Annotated in this window: 14 protein-coding genes; 7 read left to right on the top strand and 7 right to left on the bottom strand. The window is 37.1% G+C overall.

All coding sequences use genetic code 11. The annotated features are described in order from the left end of the window. Positions 1 to 166: 166 nt before the first annotated feature. Both AC07VK_RS04730 and AC07VK_RS04725 read right to left on the bottom strand, forming a co-directional pair. Positions 167 to 796 carry an AlbA family DNA-binding domain-containing protein gene (locus AC07VK_RS04730; protein WP_230141197.1) on the bottom strand — a complete coding sequence of 210 codons (630 nt, stop codon included), beginning with the start codon at positions 794 to 796 and terminating at the stop codon, positions 167 to 169. Positions 797 to 807: 11 nt separating this feature from the next. Further along, positions 808 to 1,293 (bottom strand): DUF4442 domain-containing protein, encoded by a 486-nt coding sequence (locus AC07VK_RS04725; RefSeq protein ID WP_492958701.1) that lies wholly within the window; start codon positions 1,291 to 1,293, stop codon positions 808 to 810. Positions 1,294 to 1,373: 80 nt separating this feature from the next. Here AC07VK_RS04725 and AC07VK_RS04720 point away from each other — a divergent pair, with 80 nt between their 5' ends. From AC07VK_RS04720 to hemF, 4 genes are all read left to right on the top strand, one after another. Continuing rightward, complete coding sequence (locus AC07VK_RS04720) at positions 1,374 to 1,682, top strand: phosphoribosylpyrophosphate synthetase (RefSeq protein WP_492958699.1); 309 nt, start codon at positions 1,374 to 1,376, stop codon at positions 1,680 to 1,682. 127 nt (positions 1,683 to 1,809) lie between these two features. After that, entirely contained in the window at positions 1,810 to 2,031 is a 222-nt protein-coding gene (locus AC07VK_RS04715) for a coproporphyrinogen III oxidase (RefSeq protein ID WP_492958698.1), read from the top strand. 102 nt (positions 2,032 to 2,133) lie between these two features. Beyond that, the gene (locus AC07VK_RS04710; RefSeq protein ID WP_215128695.1) at positions 2,134 to 3,366 is read left to right on the top strand and encodes an MFS transporter; all 1,233 of its coding nucleotides are present in this window, start codon (positions 2,134 to 2,136) and stop codon (positions 3,364 to 3,366) included. A 99-nt stretch (positions 3,367 to 3,465) separates the two neighbouring features. After that, positions 3,466 to 4,380 (top strand): oxygen-dependent coproporphyrinogen oxidase, encoded by a 915-nt coding sequence (hemF, locus tag AC07VK_RS04705; protein WP_492958695.1) that lies wholly within the window; start codon positions 3,466 to 3,468, stop codon positions 4,378 to 4,380. A 132-nt stretch (positions 4,381 to 4,512) separates the two neighbouring features. Here the strand turns inward: hemF and AC07VK_RS04700 are convergent, their stop codons facing one another. Then, complete coding sequence (locus AC07VK_RS04700; protein WP_494939781.1) at positions 4,513 to 5,214, bottom strand: endonuclease V; 702 nt, start codon at positions 5,212 to 5,214, stop codon at positions 4,513 to 4,515. Positions 5,215 to 5,389: 175 nt separating this feature from the next. Between AC07VK_RS04700 and AC07VK_RS04695 the strand changes: the two genes are divergently transcribed. After that, positions 5,390 to 6,112, top strand: coding sequence for a hypothetical protein (locus tag AC07VK_RS04695; RefSeq protein ID WP_492958692.1), 723 nt, complete (start codon positions 5,390 to 5,392; stop codon positions 6,110 to 6,112). Between the two features lie 96 nt (positions 6,113 to 6,208). On the opposite strand, the gene AC07VK_RS04690 is transcribed toward AC07VK_RS04695, so the two are convergent. From AC07VK_RS04690 to gyrA, 3 genes are all read right to left on the bottom strand, one after another. After that, entirely contained in the window at positions 6,209 to 7,354 is a 1,146-nt protein-coding gene (locus AC07VK_RS04690) for a tetratricopeptide repeat protein (RefSeq protein WP_492953498.1), read from the bottom strand. A 99-nt stretch (positions 7,355 to 7,453) separates the two neighbouring features. Then, a complete protein-coding gene (locus AC07VK_RS04685; protein WP_492958690.1) occupies positions 7,454 to 8,542 on the bottom strand; it encodes a tetratricopeptide repeat protein in 1,089 nt (362 codons plus the stop codon). 26 nt (positions 8,543 to 8,568) lie between these two features. Beyond that, positions 8,569 to 11,160, bottom strand: a complete 2,592-nt coding sequence (gene gyrA / locus AC07VK_RS04680) for a DNA gyrase subunit A (protein WP_492958688.1) — start codon at positions 11,158 to 11,160, stop codon at positions 8,569 to 8,571. A 598-nt stretch (positions 11,161 to 11,758) separates the two neighbouring features. Here gyrA and AC07VK_RS04675 point away from each other — a divergent pair. Further along, entirely contained in the window at positions 11,759 to 12,970 is a 1,212-nt protein-coding gene (locus tag AC07VK_RS04675) for a TCR/Tet family MFS transporter (RefSeq protein WP_492953496.1), read from the top strand. Positions 12,971 to 13,127: 157 nt separating this feature from the next. Here the strand turns inward: AC07VK_RS04675 and AC07VK_RS04670 are convergent, their stop codons facing one another. After that, a complete protein-coding gene (locus AC07VK_RS04670; RefSeq protein WP_492958686.1) occupies positions 13,128 to 14,480 on the bottom strand; it encodes a PhoH family protein in 1,353 nt (450 codons plus the stop codon). Between the two features lie 798 nt (positions 14,481 to 15,278). On the opposite strand from AC07VK_RS04670, the gene AC07VK_RS04665 reads away from it, so the two are divergent. Then, positions 15,279 to 17,396: an FUSC family protein gene (locus AC07VK_RS04665; RefSeq protein ID WP_494939780.1), complete on the top strand. Its 2,118-nt coding sequence runs from the start codon at positions 15,279 to 15,281 to the stop codon at positions 17,394 to 17,396. Positions 17,397 to 17,499: the final 103 nt, after the last annotated feature.

Genomic DNA, 17,499 nt, shown 5'->3' with positions numbered 1-17,499 from the left:
GAAAAACTACGAAGTAAACCGAGCCTCAAGCGAGCTCACCGCAGGTAATTTATTTTACAAGTAGATGTAGTATTTTCAATTACCTTGTAGCTACTACGTGGTCAGCATTTTTCCTGTTATTTTTTTATATACAAGTTCAGGAGGACGACCATTGATAAAAAGCACCTTATCTCACCGCTGTAAAATATTCTTCTTTTTCTGAAGTATGCGATTTGATCACATTGGTTAATATTAAATTAACGAGGACCTTTTGTGCCTTACGGTAAGAACTGCGCAATAGTTTGCTAAACTCTTTCAGCGTAATTTTTTCGTTCTCTTCCAGGTATTCGAGCAGTTTTTTTTCATTTTCAGAATAGGAGATGAGCACACCATTGTTTTTATATTCTTGTTTCAATACTTCCAAAATAATGCGGCTGGCCAATACGCTTTTATCATCTATACGGATATAAGCCCACCATTTTTTTTGATCATCGAGTGCATAATGCGGCTTTGTATCACTTTCAGGAATATTAACTACCAATACCAATTTATCATCAACATAAATTTCTTCGAAGTAAGGCTCAATAGCCGGTTTGCAGAACTGATGTGCTGCAGTTAAAATCATGTATTTCTCTTCTTCTTCAGATTTTACCCCTTTAATAGATCCATCATCAGCTACGCCGATCAATAGTTTACCACCTTTGTTATTGGCAAAAGCAACCAGACTCTTGGCAATTTTCTCGGTATTGGTAATGGTTTTCTTAAAATCGAGCATAACGCCTTCGCCCTGCAAAATTAAACTCTTAATACTCGGCATAATCTAAAAAATTAGTAAGCAACTCTAGGGGTTTCGCCCTGATGCAGGTTTCGGATATACACTTCATTCATCACAGTAGCACACAGCTCACCATCCTTATTGGTAATTTCCATCGGGTAGGCTTTTACAAACTTTCCAACGGTTTTTAGTGCATGCTCTGCTTCGTTCAACATCTCATCAGTTACAGTTATGGTAAAGTATAATGTAGAACGGCCAGGCTTTAAATATTGTATAGAGGCGCTTTTTAGCCAAACACGAACTTTATAGCCCCGGCGCTGCATTAACTGATCGAACAATAAGGCATAAAACGGATCTGTAGCCGCATAAATAGTACCACCAAAAATAGAACCGTTATAATTTTTATTTAAAAAGCTTTTGCTCAGTTTAACCGTACAGCTTCTAAACTCATTTTCAAATTTCTGAACCCAAATGCGTTGAAAAAATAGGGGTGGGTAAAAACGCATTACCCATTTCAGGGTGTTTTGAGAAATAATCATATTCACTAATATCAGAAAGTTTTATCACCTTTTAAAGTTTTGAAGATCTTGTTTTAGTAATATTTCCGTAATTTAGAATTATGCATGTTTATGATACCATTACCGATGCTTTAACAGATTTAGATAATCGGGGTTATAATTTAGATTTCAATTTAACAGCAGAAAGTTTAGCATGTAAATCAGTCAATTTATTCCTGAAGCCTGAAGAATTTGAAATTGAAGAAGTATACCGTTTCGAAGGAATGACCGACCCAGCTGATAGCTCGGTTGTTTACGCCATTTCATCAAATGTGGGAAATTTAAAAGGCGTATTGGTAGATGGTTATGGCGTATATGCTGAAAACATATCGCCAGAATTGCTGAATAAGTTGAAGATCCATCATGAATAATGCATTTATTTTGTTTCGCAACACACTAATAATCAATATTATGTATAAAAAATAAGCAATATGAAATAAAAAAAATTAAAACCAAATGAATATAAGGTTGTTAGGTTTATAGATAACAATAAAAACTATGAAAAAAATAATCTTAAGTCTTGCTTTTGCGGGTTCTCTTATGATAGCCACATCAGCATGCAATTCGTCTAAAAATATGGCTGGTTCTTCAGACAGTACTGCGACGGATTCTACAAAAGTAACGGATACGACCAAAACGATGCCAGATACAACATCAAAAAAGTTGCCTGACACCACCAAAATGCCACCTGATACCACGAAAAAAAATCCTCCAATGTAGGAAAATAAAAGCCACTCTAAAACAAGAGTGGCTTTTATTTTAAAAATCTATTTTAAATATTTGTGTTATTGCGTACTTTCAGCGTCTAAACCAAATAATTAAATGGATCTTCAAGCAAAAGCAAACAACCGCAACGTAATTTTCTTAGTTATTGTAGCTGCCCTGGGTTACTTTGTAGACATTTACGATCTTGTTTTATTCTCTGTTGTTCGTGTTCAAAGTTTAACTGAAATTGGCGTTTCCCAGGCAAATATGCAATCTGATGGCTTTCTGATCATCAATTCTCAGATGTTCGGTCTACTTTTAGGCGGAATTTTATGGGGAATACTGGGCGATAAACTGGGAAGGATCAAAGTTCTTTTTGGTTCGATCCTTTTGTATTCACTGGCCAATATTGCCAATGGCTTTGTTACATCGGTTAACAGTTATGCCATCATCAGGTTTATTGCAGGTATAGGTTTAGCTGGAGAGCTTGGCGCTGGGATTACTTTGGTTGCTGAAACCATGGATAAAGAAAAACGTGGTTATGGAACCATGATTGTAGGTGCTGTAGGTTTATTGGGTGCAGCTGTTGCAGCAACTGTAGCAGCCGAATTTACCTGGCAAACCTCATACTTTGTAGGCGGCGGAATGGGCCTGGTACTGCTGTTACTACGTGTTGGCACTTTCGAATCGGGCATGTTTAAACACGCCGCTAACCAAACAGAAGTATCAAAAGGAAATATCTTAATGCTGTTTAACAACTGGAAACGGTTTTCGAAATATCTCTATTGCATCTTAATCGGTATTCCGCTATGGTTTGTAGTTGGGATCCTGGTTACCTTAGCGCCTGAATTTGGTAAAGCTTTAGGTGCTACAGAACCACTAAAAGCCGGTACCGGGATTATGTTTACCTATTTTGGAATTGCAATAGGCGATGTGGTTACAGGTTTACTCTCTCAGGTATTAAAGTCTAGAAAAAAAACAGTCTTTATCTTCCACTTGCTTTCTGTGGCAAGTGTAGTGGTTTATTTAACCAGTTTCGGCTTAACGGGTAGCAATTTCATCTGGATCTGTCTATTTATGGGCTTCTCTGTAGGTTATTGGGCCACATTTGTTACCATTGCATCAGAACAATTCGGCACAAATATAAGGGCTACCGTAACTACAACTGCACCTAATTTTGTTAGGGGCGCATTAATCCCTATTACATTCTTATTCGAATTTTTAACCCATAAATACGGATTAATTACTGCCGGATATTTAGTGATGGGAATCTTAACCCTGATTGCGATGTTTGGTTTGAGCCAATTAAAAGAAAGTTTCAACAAAGATTTAGATTATCTGGAAGAATAACAGCCTCTTGACCTCAGACTCAGGACTAAAACCCAATGTCAATAAAATGTACTATCTAAACATAAATCAATATAGCTGCCCGAATAGCTTTAAATTTGTATGGAAATAGAAAGAGCCATCATGTTTAAAGAAGAAGTAGCAGAACGGTATAAGCAAATTCAGGATGAAATTTGCAGGGGATTGGAAATTGCCGATGGCAAAGGTAAATTTGAAGAGGAAGTTTGGGAGCGAAACGGTGGGGGAGGCGGACGCACCCGGATTATGCAGAATGGTGCAATTATCGAAAAAGGAGGCGTAAATTTCTCTGCGGTACATGGTAAATTGCCCGAAGCTGTAAAAAAAGCCTTTAATGTAAGTGAAGATGATTTTTTTGCTACCGGAGTTTCAATTGTGATTCACCCAAATCATCCACTGGTTCCGATTATCCACATGAATATCCGTTATTTCGAACTGAACGGAGAAACGCGCTGGTTTGGCGGTGGCATCGATTTAACGCCACATTACGTGTTCGAAAACGACGCTCGTTTTTTTCATCATAAACTAAAACAGGCTTGCGACGACTTCGGTACTGAATTTTACCCAAAATTTAAAACACATGCCGATGATTATTTCTTCATTAAACACCGTGAAGAAACCCGAGGTATCGGCGGTATTTTTTACGATAGACTGAAACCAGAAAATACCAATTTATCGTGGGAGCAGATTTTAGATTTCTCCATTAATATTGGCGAAACATTTTTACCAATTTATACTGAACTGATTGATCGTAACCGCGATAAAGAGTTTACAGAAGCCCAGAAACAATGGCAATATCAGCGCCGTAGTCGTTATGTAGAATTTAATTTAGTTTACGACTCTGGAACAAAATTCGGCTTAGAAACCAACGGAAGGATCGAATCTATTTTAATGAGTTTACCACCACAGGCTAACTGGGGTTATAATGTTCAGCCAGAAATTAATTCAGAGGAATACAAAACGGTACAGCTGCTTAAAAAAGGAATTAACTGGGTTTAGTAATTTTCGTCATCTCGACTGGAACGCCGTGCAATGGAGAGATCTATCTTGAGGCAGATTTAGCTTCGCTGAGCACTTCGTGGTTCTCGACTTCGTTGCACTTCGCTCGAAATGACGGTGATTTTTGAGGAGTTAAAACAAAGTTAACGGTACAGGTACTTCGTAAAAGCCAGCTTTTAGTTTGCCAAGCCTGAAATCGTTTACCAGGTTGTGAGCCAGGCGCGTTGGTTCAGGGATACGATAATTTCCAACAGATTTTTTGATTATATGCAGGCTTTCTTCTTGCGTAATTAAATGTCCGGCTGAAATATAAACAGGTGCACAATTGATCTTTGTTCTCAATGCAAAACCAAGCATTTCACCGGCATTATTTTTAATTTCTGCAGTACTGAATTTTACATTTTCCGGCTGATGATTTTTTCCATGTAAAAGACTTTTTGCGCAGCCAATTGTGCTATGATTTGCTAATATGCCAAAATGAGAAGCAACGCCCATACGGCGTGGATGTAAAATTCCATTACCATCGAGTACTAGAACATCTGGCTTGTTGACAATTAGTTCCCAAACTTTTAATAATGCCGGAACTTCTTTAAACCCTAAAAAACCTGCTTTATAAGGAAAACTGGTTTCGTAAGTTTCTAATGCAAATGATTTTAAAACCATTTCGGGATAAGTTAAGATCACAATTACCGCGTACATGGTTGTACTGTTTTTATTAAATGAAATATCTGCGCCAGCAATGGTTTCAATTTTGTTAAGTGGTTGAAACTTTAATTGTTTGGCAAGCTCAATTTGATATGCGGCGGCATCTTCGAAGCTATAGTGGTCGTACATAGGTTTATGTACAAATGACAAGAGTAATTGTTTTTATTATCAACAGTAATCTTATTACATTAAGTTTTGTAGAAGCTTTATAAATTGCAAATGGATTTTTTTTAATCAATTATGCATAATCTTGTCCGATTATAGAGTTATATAATTATAGAGTTATATTATATACTAATAAAATATGAAACAAAATTCTATACGATTAGCAGAAGAACAAACTACAGAAGCAAACATCAATATGCTTAAAAGAGCATTACCTGATAAGGCCATAATAGTTGAATTTGAGAAAAATCCTTATTTCAAAGAATTTTTGGCATACTTTTTTACCGCTCAAAATCTATCACATGTTCAGAATTTAGTCGATAAACTTGCTGAATTACATATAGAGAATGAGCAGGGTGAAGCGAAAGCTGCTTTCTATGAAGATCCAAACTTTTATATTAAACGGAGCTTTTTCACTAGTGCTATTATTACCTATGCGAGAGCTTTTAATAGTCCTAAAGGAAAAATTAAAAAGCCTGATGTGAAACATTTACTTAAACAACTTCCTGATGATCTGGTGTTTGATGACGAAAGAAAAATAAAAGAACGTCTTTTAACCATTCATGAGAAAATTATAACCTTACGAAATAAATTCATTGCTCATGTAGAGGATAGTCATTTCGAAACGGTAAGAGCTTACATTACTTTTAATTTCGAAAATAATGTACTGCAGCATTCTTTAAATGGGATGTATTTAGGTATATACAGTTTATCAGGAGAAGAAATACAAGAGTGGATAATGCTTAATGCTTATCTGCAAAAAAAACTTTTAGATAAACAAAATGAACTTACTAATCTGTTTTTTCAAAAGCTCAGCAAAGAAGAGTTGTTAAGGATGGCAGCAGCAGCCGGAGCTTTTTGAAAAGGACTTTCACCTTTATTATTATGTCTTATAATTAATATTATGTTAAGTTGATTTTTCTAATACCATTCTATCTTCACAAATTCTTCAATAAAGTTATAGTTCCTGAAGTTTGCGGTTAAGCTCTTGTACTTTGTTGGTTACGCCCTTTTTGGTGTAAATATCGATCAGCAACTGTACTGTTTTTTTATCGTTCGGGTTAATTTCATTTGCGCGCTGCAAAGCGAACTGTGCACGATTGATCAGGCCTTTATATTTTTCAGTTTTATCAGCATCATTTTTGCTCAGGGTTTCATTAGCTGTATTGATGTAAGCCAAACTCAATTGGTACAATGCATCAAAATAATTTTGATCTGTAGACAAAGCTTTATCATAGGCCAAAATTGCAGTAGCATTATTTCCACCAACCTGTTGCAGATAACCATAAAGAAAATAAAGCAGCTTATTTCCTTTTTCTACTTTTAAATTGTTTTCGATTAATCCCTGGGCTCTACTATAATTCTCAGTATCAAGTAATAGATTGATATAATCGTTGGTTAAAAAGCGATTGAACGGATTAAGTGCCAGTCCATCCTCCAAAGTTTTAATAGCAGTTTCGTTTTCCGATTTCACTACATACATCTGCGCCATTTTCTGAAAAACCGATGGATTTCTAATCCCGTTTTCTTTTGCACGTTTAAAATAAGTTAAAGATTCGTCGTAAGATTGAATATTTAGTGCGCAAATTGCTGTATTTAACGCCAATGTGGTATCTGCAGGGAAATTATCACACACTTCTTTCAAATCAGCAAATGCTTCTTTAAAATCGTTATTAAAAAAAGCTTCATTACCTTTTTCCTGTTTTTTGATAAGGATATTGTGATTAGAGGCTTTAATAAGGCCACCATTATCATCATAACGATCTAAAGATTTGGCTTTTGCCACCGCTTCAACGGCTGAATCATAAAATTTATTCGCATTATTGGGATCAGTATCAATTAGTGAAGCGAAAGAAGTAAGATAAGATTTTATAGACCAGGTTTCACTCCAGTTTTTAGTTTTGTTATCTTTCTCAGCTGATTCTATTGATTTTAAGCCCTCTGTAATAATCGATAACTGTTTTTTTTCATCTTCTTTATTGGCAATTGAAGCTTGTAGCTTACCGACAGCATTTCTGGCAATAAGAATTTGACTTTTTTGCGCTACAGCATTAAAAGAAACGAAAATTAAAGCGGTTAATGATATTTTAAGGCAATTCTGCATAATATAAACAATGTGGTAAAACCGTAATAAACGATAAAAATAAACATAAAAAAAAGAGCTCCGAAATTTCGGAGCTCTTTTTTTGGATCGATCAATAAATTATTGTTTAGGTAATGCGTCTAAACGTTTCTTGATATCTTCGTAATTTTTAGTATCATTTCTAAAAGCATAGATCGTTTTCAAGGTTTCTAATGCGCCTTGATTTTTAGCATCAACCTCAAGTGCTTTTTTGTAAAAAGGAAGAGATTTATCTAACAGTGCATTCATTTTACCTGTTACTTCGTTAAATTCTTTCACTTTTTTAGGATCGATTTTATTTCTATCGGCCTGTAATTTTAAAGCCTGACTGAAATAAATGTTGCCCAATAAAACCTGATAATTAGCATTGTTAGGCTCTTTTGTTGCCAAGGCAACTAACATTTGCTCAGATTTGGCAGCATCACCCCTATCAATATAAATCTGGGTTTCAGTTTTAATCCAGTCTGTATTTTCAGGGAATTTAGCAGTTGCTTCTTTAATCACGGCCAAAGCAGCTGTTGTATCTTTTTGTTTAGCTAATGTGGTTGAGATAATCTCAGAATATAAATCTTTAGACTGTGGAGAATTCAAAGAAATTACTTTTTTGAATTGGCTAATCATGTTTGGATAATCCTCATTAAGTCTGGCCGCAATACCTGCATTTAGATACATAGCAGTATCGTTTGGATTGATTACTGTTGCTGCCACGAATTTTGTGTAAGCAGTTTTGTAATCTTTTTTATTGTAAGCAATTACACCACCATTTCTAATGGCATTGCTAATATTGGTTTCAGCCAAATTAATATTATCTTTTTCACTCCCTTTTGTATCTAACTTTTTAGCTTCAACAACTGCATCTTGAGCAATTTTCAAATTTGCATCAGCATTTGCAGTACTTGTTGAATCTAAAATTGCTGCAGAAGAAGCAAATAAAGCACGATAAGACCATGCTTCTGGCATCACTTTAGATTTTTCATCGGCAATAGCTTTATCGGTATGAGCCAATCCTTTCGCTAGCGACTCCAGTTTTTTAGCTAAAGGAGTTGATGCACTTGAAGAAGTTAGCTGGAATAAGCCCCAGTCGTTTTTTGCCGCGGTTATTTCACTTTTCTGAGCAAATGCAGAGCTTACCGCACCTGCTAGAACTATACTTAGAAATACTCTTTTCATAATTTTTATTCTAATCTTATTTTTAGTTAATTTTCTTCTTCCGTTTCGTTGTCCGATTCGCCTTCTTCTTCAGGATCATCTGCCTCGGGAGTAGTATCTGCTTCTACTTCTTCACCATCTGTAACTACAACATCCGTTAAATCTACTGTTTCTTCTTCGTCTTCTTCGTGATCAATTTTAGTAACCGACGCAATTTCGTCATCCCCTTTTAATGAGATCAAACGAACCCCTTGTGTGGCACGGCCCATTACCCTTAATGCTGATACCGGAATTCTGATTACAATACCTGAACGGTTAATGATCATCAAATCTTCGCTATCTGTAACGTCTTTTATGGAAACTAATTGTCCGGTCTTTTCAGTAACATTAATTGTTTTTACCCCTTTACCTCCACGGTTAGTTACACGGTAATCTTCAATATCGGTACGTTTACCGTATCCTTTTTCTGATACTACTAACACCGTAACTTCAGGATTGTTTACAGCAATCATGCCAACAACTTCATCCTGATCGTGCGCAAGCCTAACACCACGTACGCCGGTAGCAGTTCTACCCATCGGACGAACCGTACTTTCGTTGAAACGGATTGCCCTACCAGAGCGCAATGCCATCACAATTTCGCTTTGTCCGTTAGTTAAACAAGCTTCCAGTAATACATCACCATCATTAATGTTGATGGCATTAATACCATTTACACGTGGACGTGAATAGGCTTCAAGAGAAGTTTTCTTAATGGTACCTTTTTTAGTACACATAATGATGAAATTGTTCTCTAAGTATTCCTGATCTTTCAGGTTTTTAACCTTAATGTAGGCTTTAATTTTTTCCTCTTTCGGGATATTGATAATATTCTGGATCGCTCTTCCTTTACTTGTCCGCGAACCTTCTGGAATTTCGTAAACCCTCAACCAGAAACATCTTCCTGCTTCAGTAAAGAACAACATGTAATTGTGAGCAGTAGCCACCAACATGTGCTCAATAAAATCTTCATTTCTTGAAGTACTGCCTTTTGATCCTTTACCGCCTCTGCCCTGTGCCTTAAATTCAGTTGCTGGGGTACGTTTCACGTAACCCTCGTGAGAGATGGTGATTACCACTTCTTCATCATCGATGAAATCTTCCATACTCATATCTTCGGCCGAGTGAACGATAGTTGTTCTACGCTCATCTCCAAATTTCTGACGGATTTCTGCTAACTCATCTTTGATAATCTGCATACGCAAACCTTCATCTGCTAAGATAGATTTTAAATGCTCGATCGTTTTCATTAACTCTGCATACTCTTCTTTGATCTTATCACGCTCTAGTCCTGTTAAACGACGAAGCGTCATATCTAAAATCGCACGTGCCTGAATATCGCTCAGCCCGAATTTTTCCATCAAGCCTAAACGGGCATCTTCCGGAGTTTCAGAAGCACGGATTAATTTAATTACTTCATCTAAATGATCTAAAGCAATTAAATAACCTTCTAAAATGTGTGCGCGTTTTTCGGCTTCTGCCAATTCGTAACGGGTACGGCGAACAATCACATCATGGCGGTGATCCACAAAATGTACGATCAAATCTTTAAGATTTAACATTTGTGGACGGCCTTTTACCAATGCAATGTTATTTACACTGAAAGAAGTTTGTAATGCAGTATACTTATATAAGTTGTTTAAAACGATAGAGGCATTTGCATCACGTTTAATCTCATAAACGATGCGGATACCATCTTTGTTCGATTCGTCTTTAATATTCGAAATGCCTTCCAGTTTTTTCTCGCCAACCAATTCAGCAGTACGCTCAATCATCTGTGCTTTGTTAACCTGGTAAGGAATTTCGGTAACAATAATTACCTCGCGGTCTTTAATGCTCTCGATTTCGGCTTTTGCACGCATTACAATACGGCCACGACCTGTTTCGAAAGCTTCTTTTACACCCGTATAACCATAAATAATACCACCGGTAGGGAAATCTGGCGCTTTTACAAACTTCATCAACTCCTCGATCGTAATATCTCTATTGTCGATATAGCTCACCACACCATCAATTACCTCGGTTAAGTTGTGAGGTGCCATATTGGTGGCCATACCTACCGCAATACCAGAAGATCCGTTAACCAATAAGTTAGGGATTTTTGCAGGTAAAACAGTTGGTTCTTGTAAGGTATCATCAAAGTTTAACTGAAAATCTACCGTATCTTTATTGATATCGGCAAGCATTTCTTCAGCTATTTTCGAAAAACGTGCCTCAGTGTAACGCATTGCAGCCGGAGAGTCACCATCAATGTGACCAAAGTTTCCTTGTCCATCAACCATTGGATAACGTAAGCTCCAATCCTGAGCCATACGAACCATGGTGAAGTATACTGATGCATCACCATGTGGGTGATACTTACCTAAAACCTCCCCTACAATACGGGCAGACTTTTTATGTGGTTTATTACTGGTTACACCAAGATCGAGCATACCATATAAAACACGGCGGTGTACCGGTTTCAATCCATCACGTACATCAGGCAAAGCCCTCGATACGATTACCGACATTGAGTAATCAATGTAGGCCGATTTCATCTGCTCCTCTATATTAATTTGAATGATTTTGTCGTTCTGCTGATTTTCTAAATCTTCTGCCATAAATTATTATTCTCGCTACTTAAAACGATATTAAAAAAGGTATTACTATAACCTTGCGAATTTAACAAAATTTAGCCGAATTAAGGCATTGTGGAAAAGTTTTGACCTTGGTTAGAGGTTTTTTATTCCTGATGAAATTTTAATTTACTGAAGGCCAGTTTAAGAGTTTTGGGCTTAAGCTTCGCTGAATTAATAAACTTGCGTTTTTCTGTTATCCGCCAATTTATGGATTTTCTTTTTATGGAAAGTCAGGTTCGGTTTCCATAGGCGACTTCGGTCCCTCTTTCCGTTTTATCCTGATGAAGGATCAGGATGTTCTCTGCAATCGGGTTTATTCACCATAATAGTAGCACCGTGGCGGCCACCTAAACCCGACCATAGCGGGATGCCGATTTAAGCATTTTTTTACTGCTTCGTAGTGCTTCCATCGGCAGAAGCGGGGGCGGGATTGCATTTACCTATAAGTTGCAGCAACTGCTTTCCAAAACCAAATCGATAACAATTGTAATGGAATGTTTTTAAACCCGGTAGGTTTGTAGAGAACTAAAATTTACAATCTTAACTAATTCTGATACTTTTGCGTTTCAAATTACGTATAATGGCAAACGGAAAGAAATCTGCAATGAGTTTTATTATGGTTACCCTCCTGATCGATTTTACAGGTTTTGGGCTGATCATTCCGGTTTTACCAAAACTTATTCAGGATTTCACTGGTGGCGGCTTCGGTTTAGCGGCAGAATATGGCGGCTGGCTCACACTTGCATACGCATCGGTACAATTTATATTCTCACCCATTATCGGCGCAATGAGCGATCGGTACGGACGAAGGCCTGTATTATTAAGCTCTTTGTTCGGTTTAGGCATCGATTACATCTTTTTAGCCTTCGCCCCTTCTATTGTCTGGTTATTTGTAGGAAGGATTATTGCGGGAATAACAGGTGCAAGTTTTACAACCGCACAAGCATACATTGCTGATGTTTCTCCCCCAGAAAAAAGAGCGCAAAACTTCGGCCTGGTTGGTGCAGCATTTGGTGTTGGATTTATCTTAGGTCCGGTTTTAGGTGGCGTTTTTAGCCATTTTGGTACCCGGGTTCCTTTTATGATTGCTGCAGGTTTATCTTTAATTAACTGGCTTTACGGTTATTTTATACTGCCAGAATCTTTACCAGTTGAAAAACGCCGGGCTTTTGACTGGAAAAGGGCAAATCCAATCGGTTCATTGTTAAGCATTGGCAAATATCCCGCATTATTGGGCTTAATGGCTACCTTATTCCTATTATACTTTGCCAGTCATGCTGTCCAATCCAACTGGACATTCTATACCATGGAGAAATTTAAATGGGATGCTGCCTGGGTAGGCTATTCGTTAGGTTTTGTGGGTTTGGTTGTGGGCCTTGTTCAAGGTGGTTTAATAAGGGTGATCCTTCCCAAAATCGGAGAAAAGAAAGCAGTTTACTTTGGTCTCATTTTATACATCATCGGCTTCGTAGCTTTCGCTTTTGCAAGCAAGGGCTGGATGATGTTTGCCTTTATGCTTCCTTATGGTTTAGCCGGAATCTGCGGACCGGCTATGCAGGGCTTGATTTCAAATCAGGTACCCTCCAATGCACAAGGCGAAATGCAGGGCGTTTTAACCGGTTTACAAAGTTTAGCAGCCATATTTGCCCCTTGGGTAATGACACATATTTTTGCTTATTTTATCGAAGGTAAGGCTCCGGTTTATTTTCCAGGTGCACCGTTTATATTGAGCGCGGTGTTAACTTTAATCGGATTGTTTATCTGTTTAAGGAGTTTGAAGAAATACCATTAGGATACTTTAGACTCGGTCGTCATCTCGACTGAAGCAACGCGGAACGGAGAGATCTGCCCTGTTTGAATGAAGCCCCTGAAACAAATCCGATAGCTATCGGATCAGGGTGACGTAACTATTGTAGCCCTTTTCTGCTAGATGAACGGAGAATAAAAGCCTAAAGCAACTCATTAGCCAAATTAGCCAACTCGCTCCTCTCGCCTTTATGTAAGGTAATATGGGCATACAGCGGGTGGTTTTTAGCGTTTTCGATTAAATAAGACAGGCCATTACTTTCAGAATCTAGGTATGGCGTATCAATCTGGTAAATATCGCCTGTAAACACTATTTTGGTATGTTCGCCGGCTCTCGAAATTATGGTTTTCACCTCATGTGGCGTTAAATTTTGTGCCTCATCAATAATAAAGAAAATCTTGGTGAGGGTTCGTCCACGGATAAAAGCCAACGGCGCAATGGCAATTTTTTCGGTTACAATCAGTTCATCGATCTTTTCCGACATCTTATCATCGCCGATAAACTGCTCTTTAATAAACCGCAGATTATCCCAAATGGGTGCCATAAAAGGATCAGTTTTCGATTTTGCATCACCTGGCAAGAAACCGATGTCTTTATTGCTCAGTGAAACGATTGGCCGGGTAACATAAATCTGTCTAAAGTTTTTACGCTGTTCTAATGCGCTTGCCAAAGCCAATAGTGTTTTACCTGTCCCCGCGTTTCCTTGTATGCTCACCAGCTTAATTTCTGGATCTAAAAGCGCGTGGATTGCAAATGCCTGCTCAATATTTTTAGGTTTAATTTTAAATATCGGATCGGTAGATACTGCAGAAATTGTTTTTAAACTATTGTTATAAAATACGTTTGCAGTTTTTCTCTTGTTTTTTAAAATATAAAAGTGATTAGCATTTTTAGGTGGCAGCTCTATTTCAGTCGCATCAATAAAAGGTTGTTTTTTTACTTCTTCTATAATTTCCAGAGGAAAATTGCCTATTTCGGTCTTTCCGGCGTAAAGTTCATCTACGTTTTTAATTTTACCAGTTTCGTAATCTTCTGCATTTAAATTCAAGGCTTTTGCTTTTAACCTCAGGCAGATGTCTTTTGATACGAGTACTACTTTTTTATTTGGATATTCTTCTTTTAAACTTAATGCTGCGTTTAAAATCTTATGGTCTGTTTTGCCTTTTCCATACACTTCTTCTGCATTTAGGGTTAAAGGCTTCTCATTTAAAACTACCTTAAATTTCCCTGAATCGGGGCTTTTTAGCGAAATCCAATCGCTGATGAGTTTTTGTTTTGAAGTTTCATCAATAAGGCGGATAAAACTTCTGGCCTCAAAATTCCGGGTATCGTTACCGCTTTTAAAATTATCGAGCTCTTCTAAAACCTGAATGGGAATGGCTACATCATGCTCATGAAAGTTATTTATCGCGTCATGGTCATACAAAATAACCGAGGTATCTAAAACGAATATCTTTTTTGACGGATTGGAGATTGATTTACCTTTTTTGGCCATTTGGTAAATTTAATATTTTAGGGATAATATGTGGAAGGATTCACTATTCTTTTTTTGATCGAAAGATCAAAATTTTAGGGCAAAATAAAAACGGGGTCCTTCTTCTTTCGATTCAGTTCCCCGTTTTAACTTTAAAAACAACCGTAGTCGCATTTTAAAGCATCTAATTCTTGTTACTTTGATTTTTCCGTTATCGTTAGGTTTTGCAACTTTTGCGATTCGTGAAAATTTATTTCCAACTCGTCCGTCCGTAAACTTCCTAGTTTTCAATAATCTCTGTTTGGGCCTGTGCGATTTTCTTATGATCCAATCTTTCGATGGTTATATATATCCTTACTCGGTTTAACCCTTTCAGAAATTAATCGTTTTCCCTGTAAACACGCCGAAACAATTCCCCTTTCGGTTCTTTATCTCTTTTGGATTGTTTTATCAGAATTCAAAGTACTTCGTATTTGATATGATCTAATTTAGTAGGAAAACACACATTTGTCAAGAGAAAAACGAACGTTTTTATACACAAAGTTATCCACCTAAAATAGCTGGTTATCAACAATTTAATGTTATAAAAACAACGTTTTTGAGTGCCTTTTGCGTGTTTGCGATAGGTTATTAACATTTCTAAAATGATACTTACAAACAATTCATAACATTTTATTAATCAAACCATTATCTATTTTCTGCTTAAAAGTTTAAAAAAAGCAAAAAACTTAATTTTAATCGCAACAAAAAACTTCGCTATTATGTTATTTTTGTACCATGCAGATTAGGCAACCCATAAGAAATATACAAGACTTTTTATTGAGTACGTATTTTGCCGATGGTCTCCGCATCACCATTGGTGTACTGCTTCCCTCTTTAATTTTTGCTCAGTTTGGCATGTTAAAGTACGGCATGACTTTATCTTTAGGTGCTTTATGTGTAAGTGTGGTAGATAGTCCGGGTCCAATGGTACACCGAAGAAATGCAATGCTCATTACCACTGCGCTCATCTTTACCTTCTCTATCATAACGGGGCTAACCAACAAAAACCATTATTTTATCGGCTTCTTATTGGCTGTATCGAGTTTTGTATTTTCGATGTTTTACATCTATGGTATTAGAGCAGCGTCGGTTGGTACCGCGGTTTTACTGATTATGGTACTGAGTATTGATGATGTTCGCCCTTGGCAAGAGGTATTGCTGCATGCGGTTATGGTTCTGGCAGGTAGCCTTTGGTACACAGGTTTAAGTTATTTTGTGTACCGCTTACGCCCTTTCCGCCTGGTGCAGCAATCGCTAAGCGATTCTATTCTGGAAGTTGCAGAGTTTCTGCGCGAAAAAGCCAAGTTTTACCATCACAATAATAACTACGAAAAAACCTATTCAGATCTGCTGCAGCTTCAGGTTTCTGTTCACGAAAAACAGGATGCAGTAAGAGAACTGCTATTTAGAACCCGCGAAATTGTAAGAGATTCTACTCCTGAGGGCAGATTTTTGCTATTGGTATTTGTAGACATGGTCGATCTGTTCGAGCAGGTAATGTCTACCTATTATAATTACCAGCAGCTGCATGATCAGTTTGATAAAGCAGGTATTTTATCAGATTATGAAATGGCCATTAAACGGATTTCATATGCCCTCGATGATATTGCTTTTGCTTTAAAAAGTGGTGGAACACCTGTTGTTTCGAAACGTTTATTGATTGAGATTGAAAGGTTAAAGATCAAAATCAACGACCTGGAAAAGAACAATCAAAATCAGGAGTATAATACACTTGGTATTATTGCCTTAAAAAATATTGAAGTAAACATCGAAAATATACTGGCAAGGGTTAAAACCATATTTAGCTATTTTAAAATCAGAAATAGTAAAGATATTAGACAGGCCGAGGTAGATACAGAGAAATTTATCACCAGGCAAAAATTCGATTTTAAACTATTTACAGAGAATTTAACTTATACTTCTTCTACTTTCAGGCATTCGTTACGGGTTACAGTGGTGATGCTTTTGGGTTTTATAGTGGCTCAGATTCTCAATTTCTCTCATAGCTACTGGATTCTCCTCACCATCCTGGTAATTTCGAAACCTGGATTTAGTTTAACCAAAGAGCGTAATTATCAGCGTTTAATCGGTACCACGGCTGGGGCGTTTATTGGTATGGGTGTGATTACTTATATCCACGATCGGAATACATTATTTGTGATCCTATTAATCTGCATGATTGGCTGTTATAGTTTCCAAAGGAAAAATTACGTAGTGAGTGTACTCTTTATGACGCCCTATATCTTAATCTTATTCGATTTTCTGGGTATGGGATCGATAGCACTCGCACGCGAAAGGATTTATGATACTTTTATAGGCTCTGGTATTGCGCTATTGGCCAGTTATTCTTTATTCCCAACCTGGGAACACGAAAAACTCAAAGAGGCCATGCTCGATATTTTAAAGGCTAATAAGGCTTATTATGGACAGGTGATTAAATTGTATTTTGAGAAAAATTACAACAGAACAGAATATAAATTGGCACGGAAAGAAGTATATGTAAGTACAGCAAATTTGGCTTCCCTGTTTCAAAGAATGTTTTCTGAACCAAAAAGCAAACAGTTGTTTATTAAAGAAGTGCATCAGTTTACAGCACTCAGCCATTTATTGTCTTCTTATGTTGCAACACTTTCGCTCTACAATAAGGAACATCAATTCATCTTCGAGAGTTTCGATACCTTGAAGCCTATTGCCAACAACACCAATTATTTACTGGATACTTCTATTGAAAATCTGGAGCAAGGAACCAGCACCATTGAGAATGTGCCGTTAATCAGGTTAAATGATAATGGTTTAGCCATAAAAAAAGGGGAAGATTTGGTTCCCGAGCAATTCGACCTCATCCAGAAGGTAGCCTATGATATTTATAAGCTATCAGTAAAAATCAAGATTTAGCGCGAATTTTATTACGCAAGTAATCGTGCTGCATTAGTTCAAGATTTAACCCGTCAATACTTTGCATCAAAAACAAAGGCCACTAAAAATTGTTAAGTATCCA

The sequence above is a fragment of the Pedobacter sp. GW821-FHT01D05 genome, from assembly GCF_059422505.1.
The sequence above is the reverse complement of the archived record's forward strand: the minus strand, read 5'-3'. Positions and strand labels throughout refer to the sequence as shown.

Bases quoted from the DNA above. Each gene is read 5' to 3' on its own strand.
- AC07VK_RS04730 (WP_230141197.1), bottom strand. From the start codon at position 796: ATGCCGAGTATTAAGAGTTTAATTTTGCAGGGCGAAGGCGTTATGCTC.
- AC07VK_RS04725 (WP_492958701.1), bottom strand. From the start codon at position 1,293: ATGATTATTTCTCAAAACACCCTGAAATGGGTAATGCGTTTTTACCCA.
- AC07VK_RS04720 (WP_492958699.1), top strand. From the start codon at position 1,374: ATGCATGTTTATGATACCATTACCGATGCTTTAACAGATTTAGATAAT.
- AC07VK_RS04715 (WP_492958698.1), top strand. From the start codon at position 1,810: ATGAAAAAAATAATCTTAAGTCTTGCTTTTGCGGGTTCTCTTATGATA.
- AC07VK_RS04710 (WP_215128695.1), top strand. From the start codon at position 2,134: ATGGATCTTCAAGCAAAAGCAAACAACCGCAACGTAATTTTCTTAGTT.
- hemF (WP_492958695.1), top strand. From the start codon at position 3,466: ATGGAAATAGAAAGAGCCATCATGTTTAAAGAAGAAGTAGCAGAACGG.
- AC07VK_RS04700 (WP_494939781.1), bottom strand. From the start codon at position 5,214: ATGTACGACCACTATAGCTTCGAAGATGCCGCCGCATATCAAATTGAG.
- AC07VK_RS04695 (WP_492958692.1), top strand. From the start codon at position 5,390: ATGAAACAAAATTCTATACGATTAGCAGAAGAACAAACTACAGAAGCA.
- AC07VK_RS04690 (WP_492953498.1), bottom strand. From the start codon at position 7,354: ATGCAGAATTGCCTTAAAATATCATTAACCGCTTTAATTTTCGTTTCT.
- AC07VK_RS04685 (WP_492958690.1), bottom strand. From the start codon at position 8,542: ATGAAAAGAGTATTTCTAAGTATAGTTCTAGCAGGTGCGGTAAGCTCT.
- gyrA (WP_492958688.1), bottom strand. From the start codon at position 11,160: ATGGCAGAAGATTTAGAAAATCAGCAGAACGACAAAATCATTCAAATT.
- AC07VK_RS04675 (WP_492953496.1), top strand. From the start codon at position 11,759: ATGGCAAACGGAAAGAAATCTGCAATGAGTTTTATTATGGTTACCCTC.
- AC07VK_RS04670 (WP_492958686.1), bottom strand. From the start codon at position 14,480: ATGGCCAAAAAAGGTAAATCAATCTCCAATCCGTCAAAAAAGATATTC.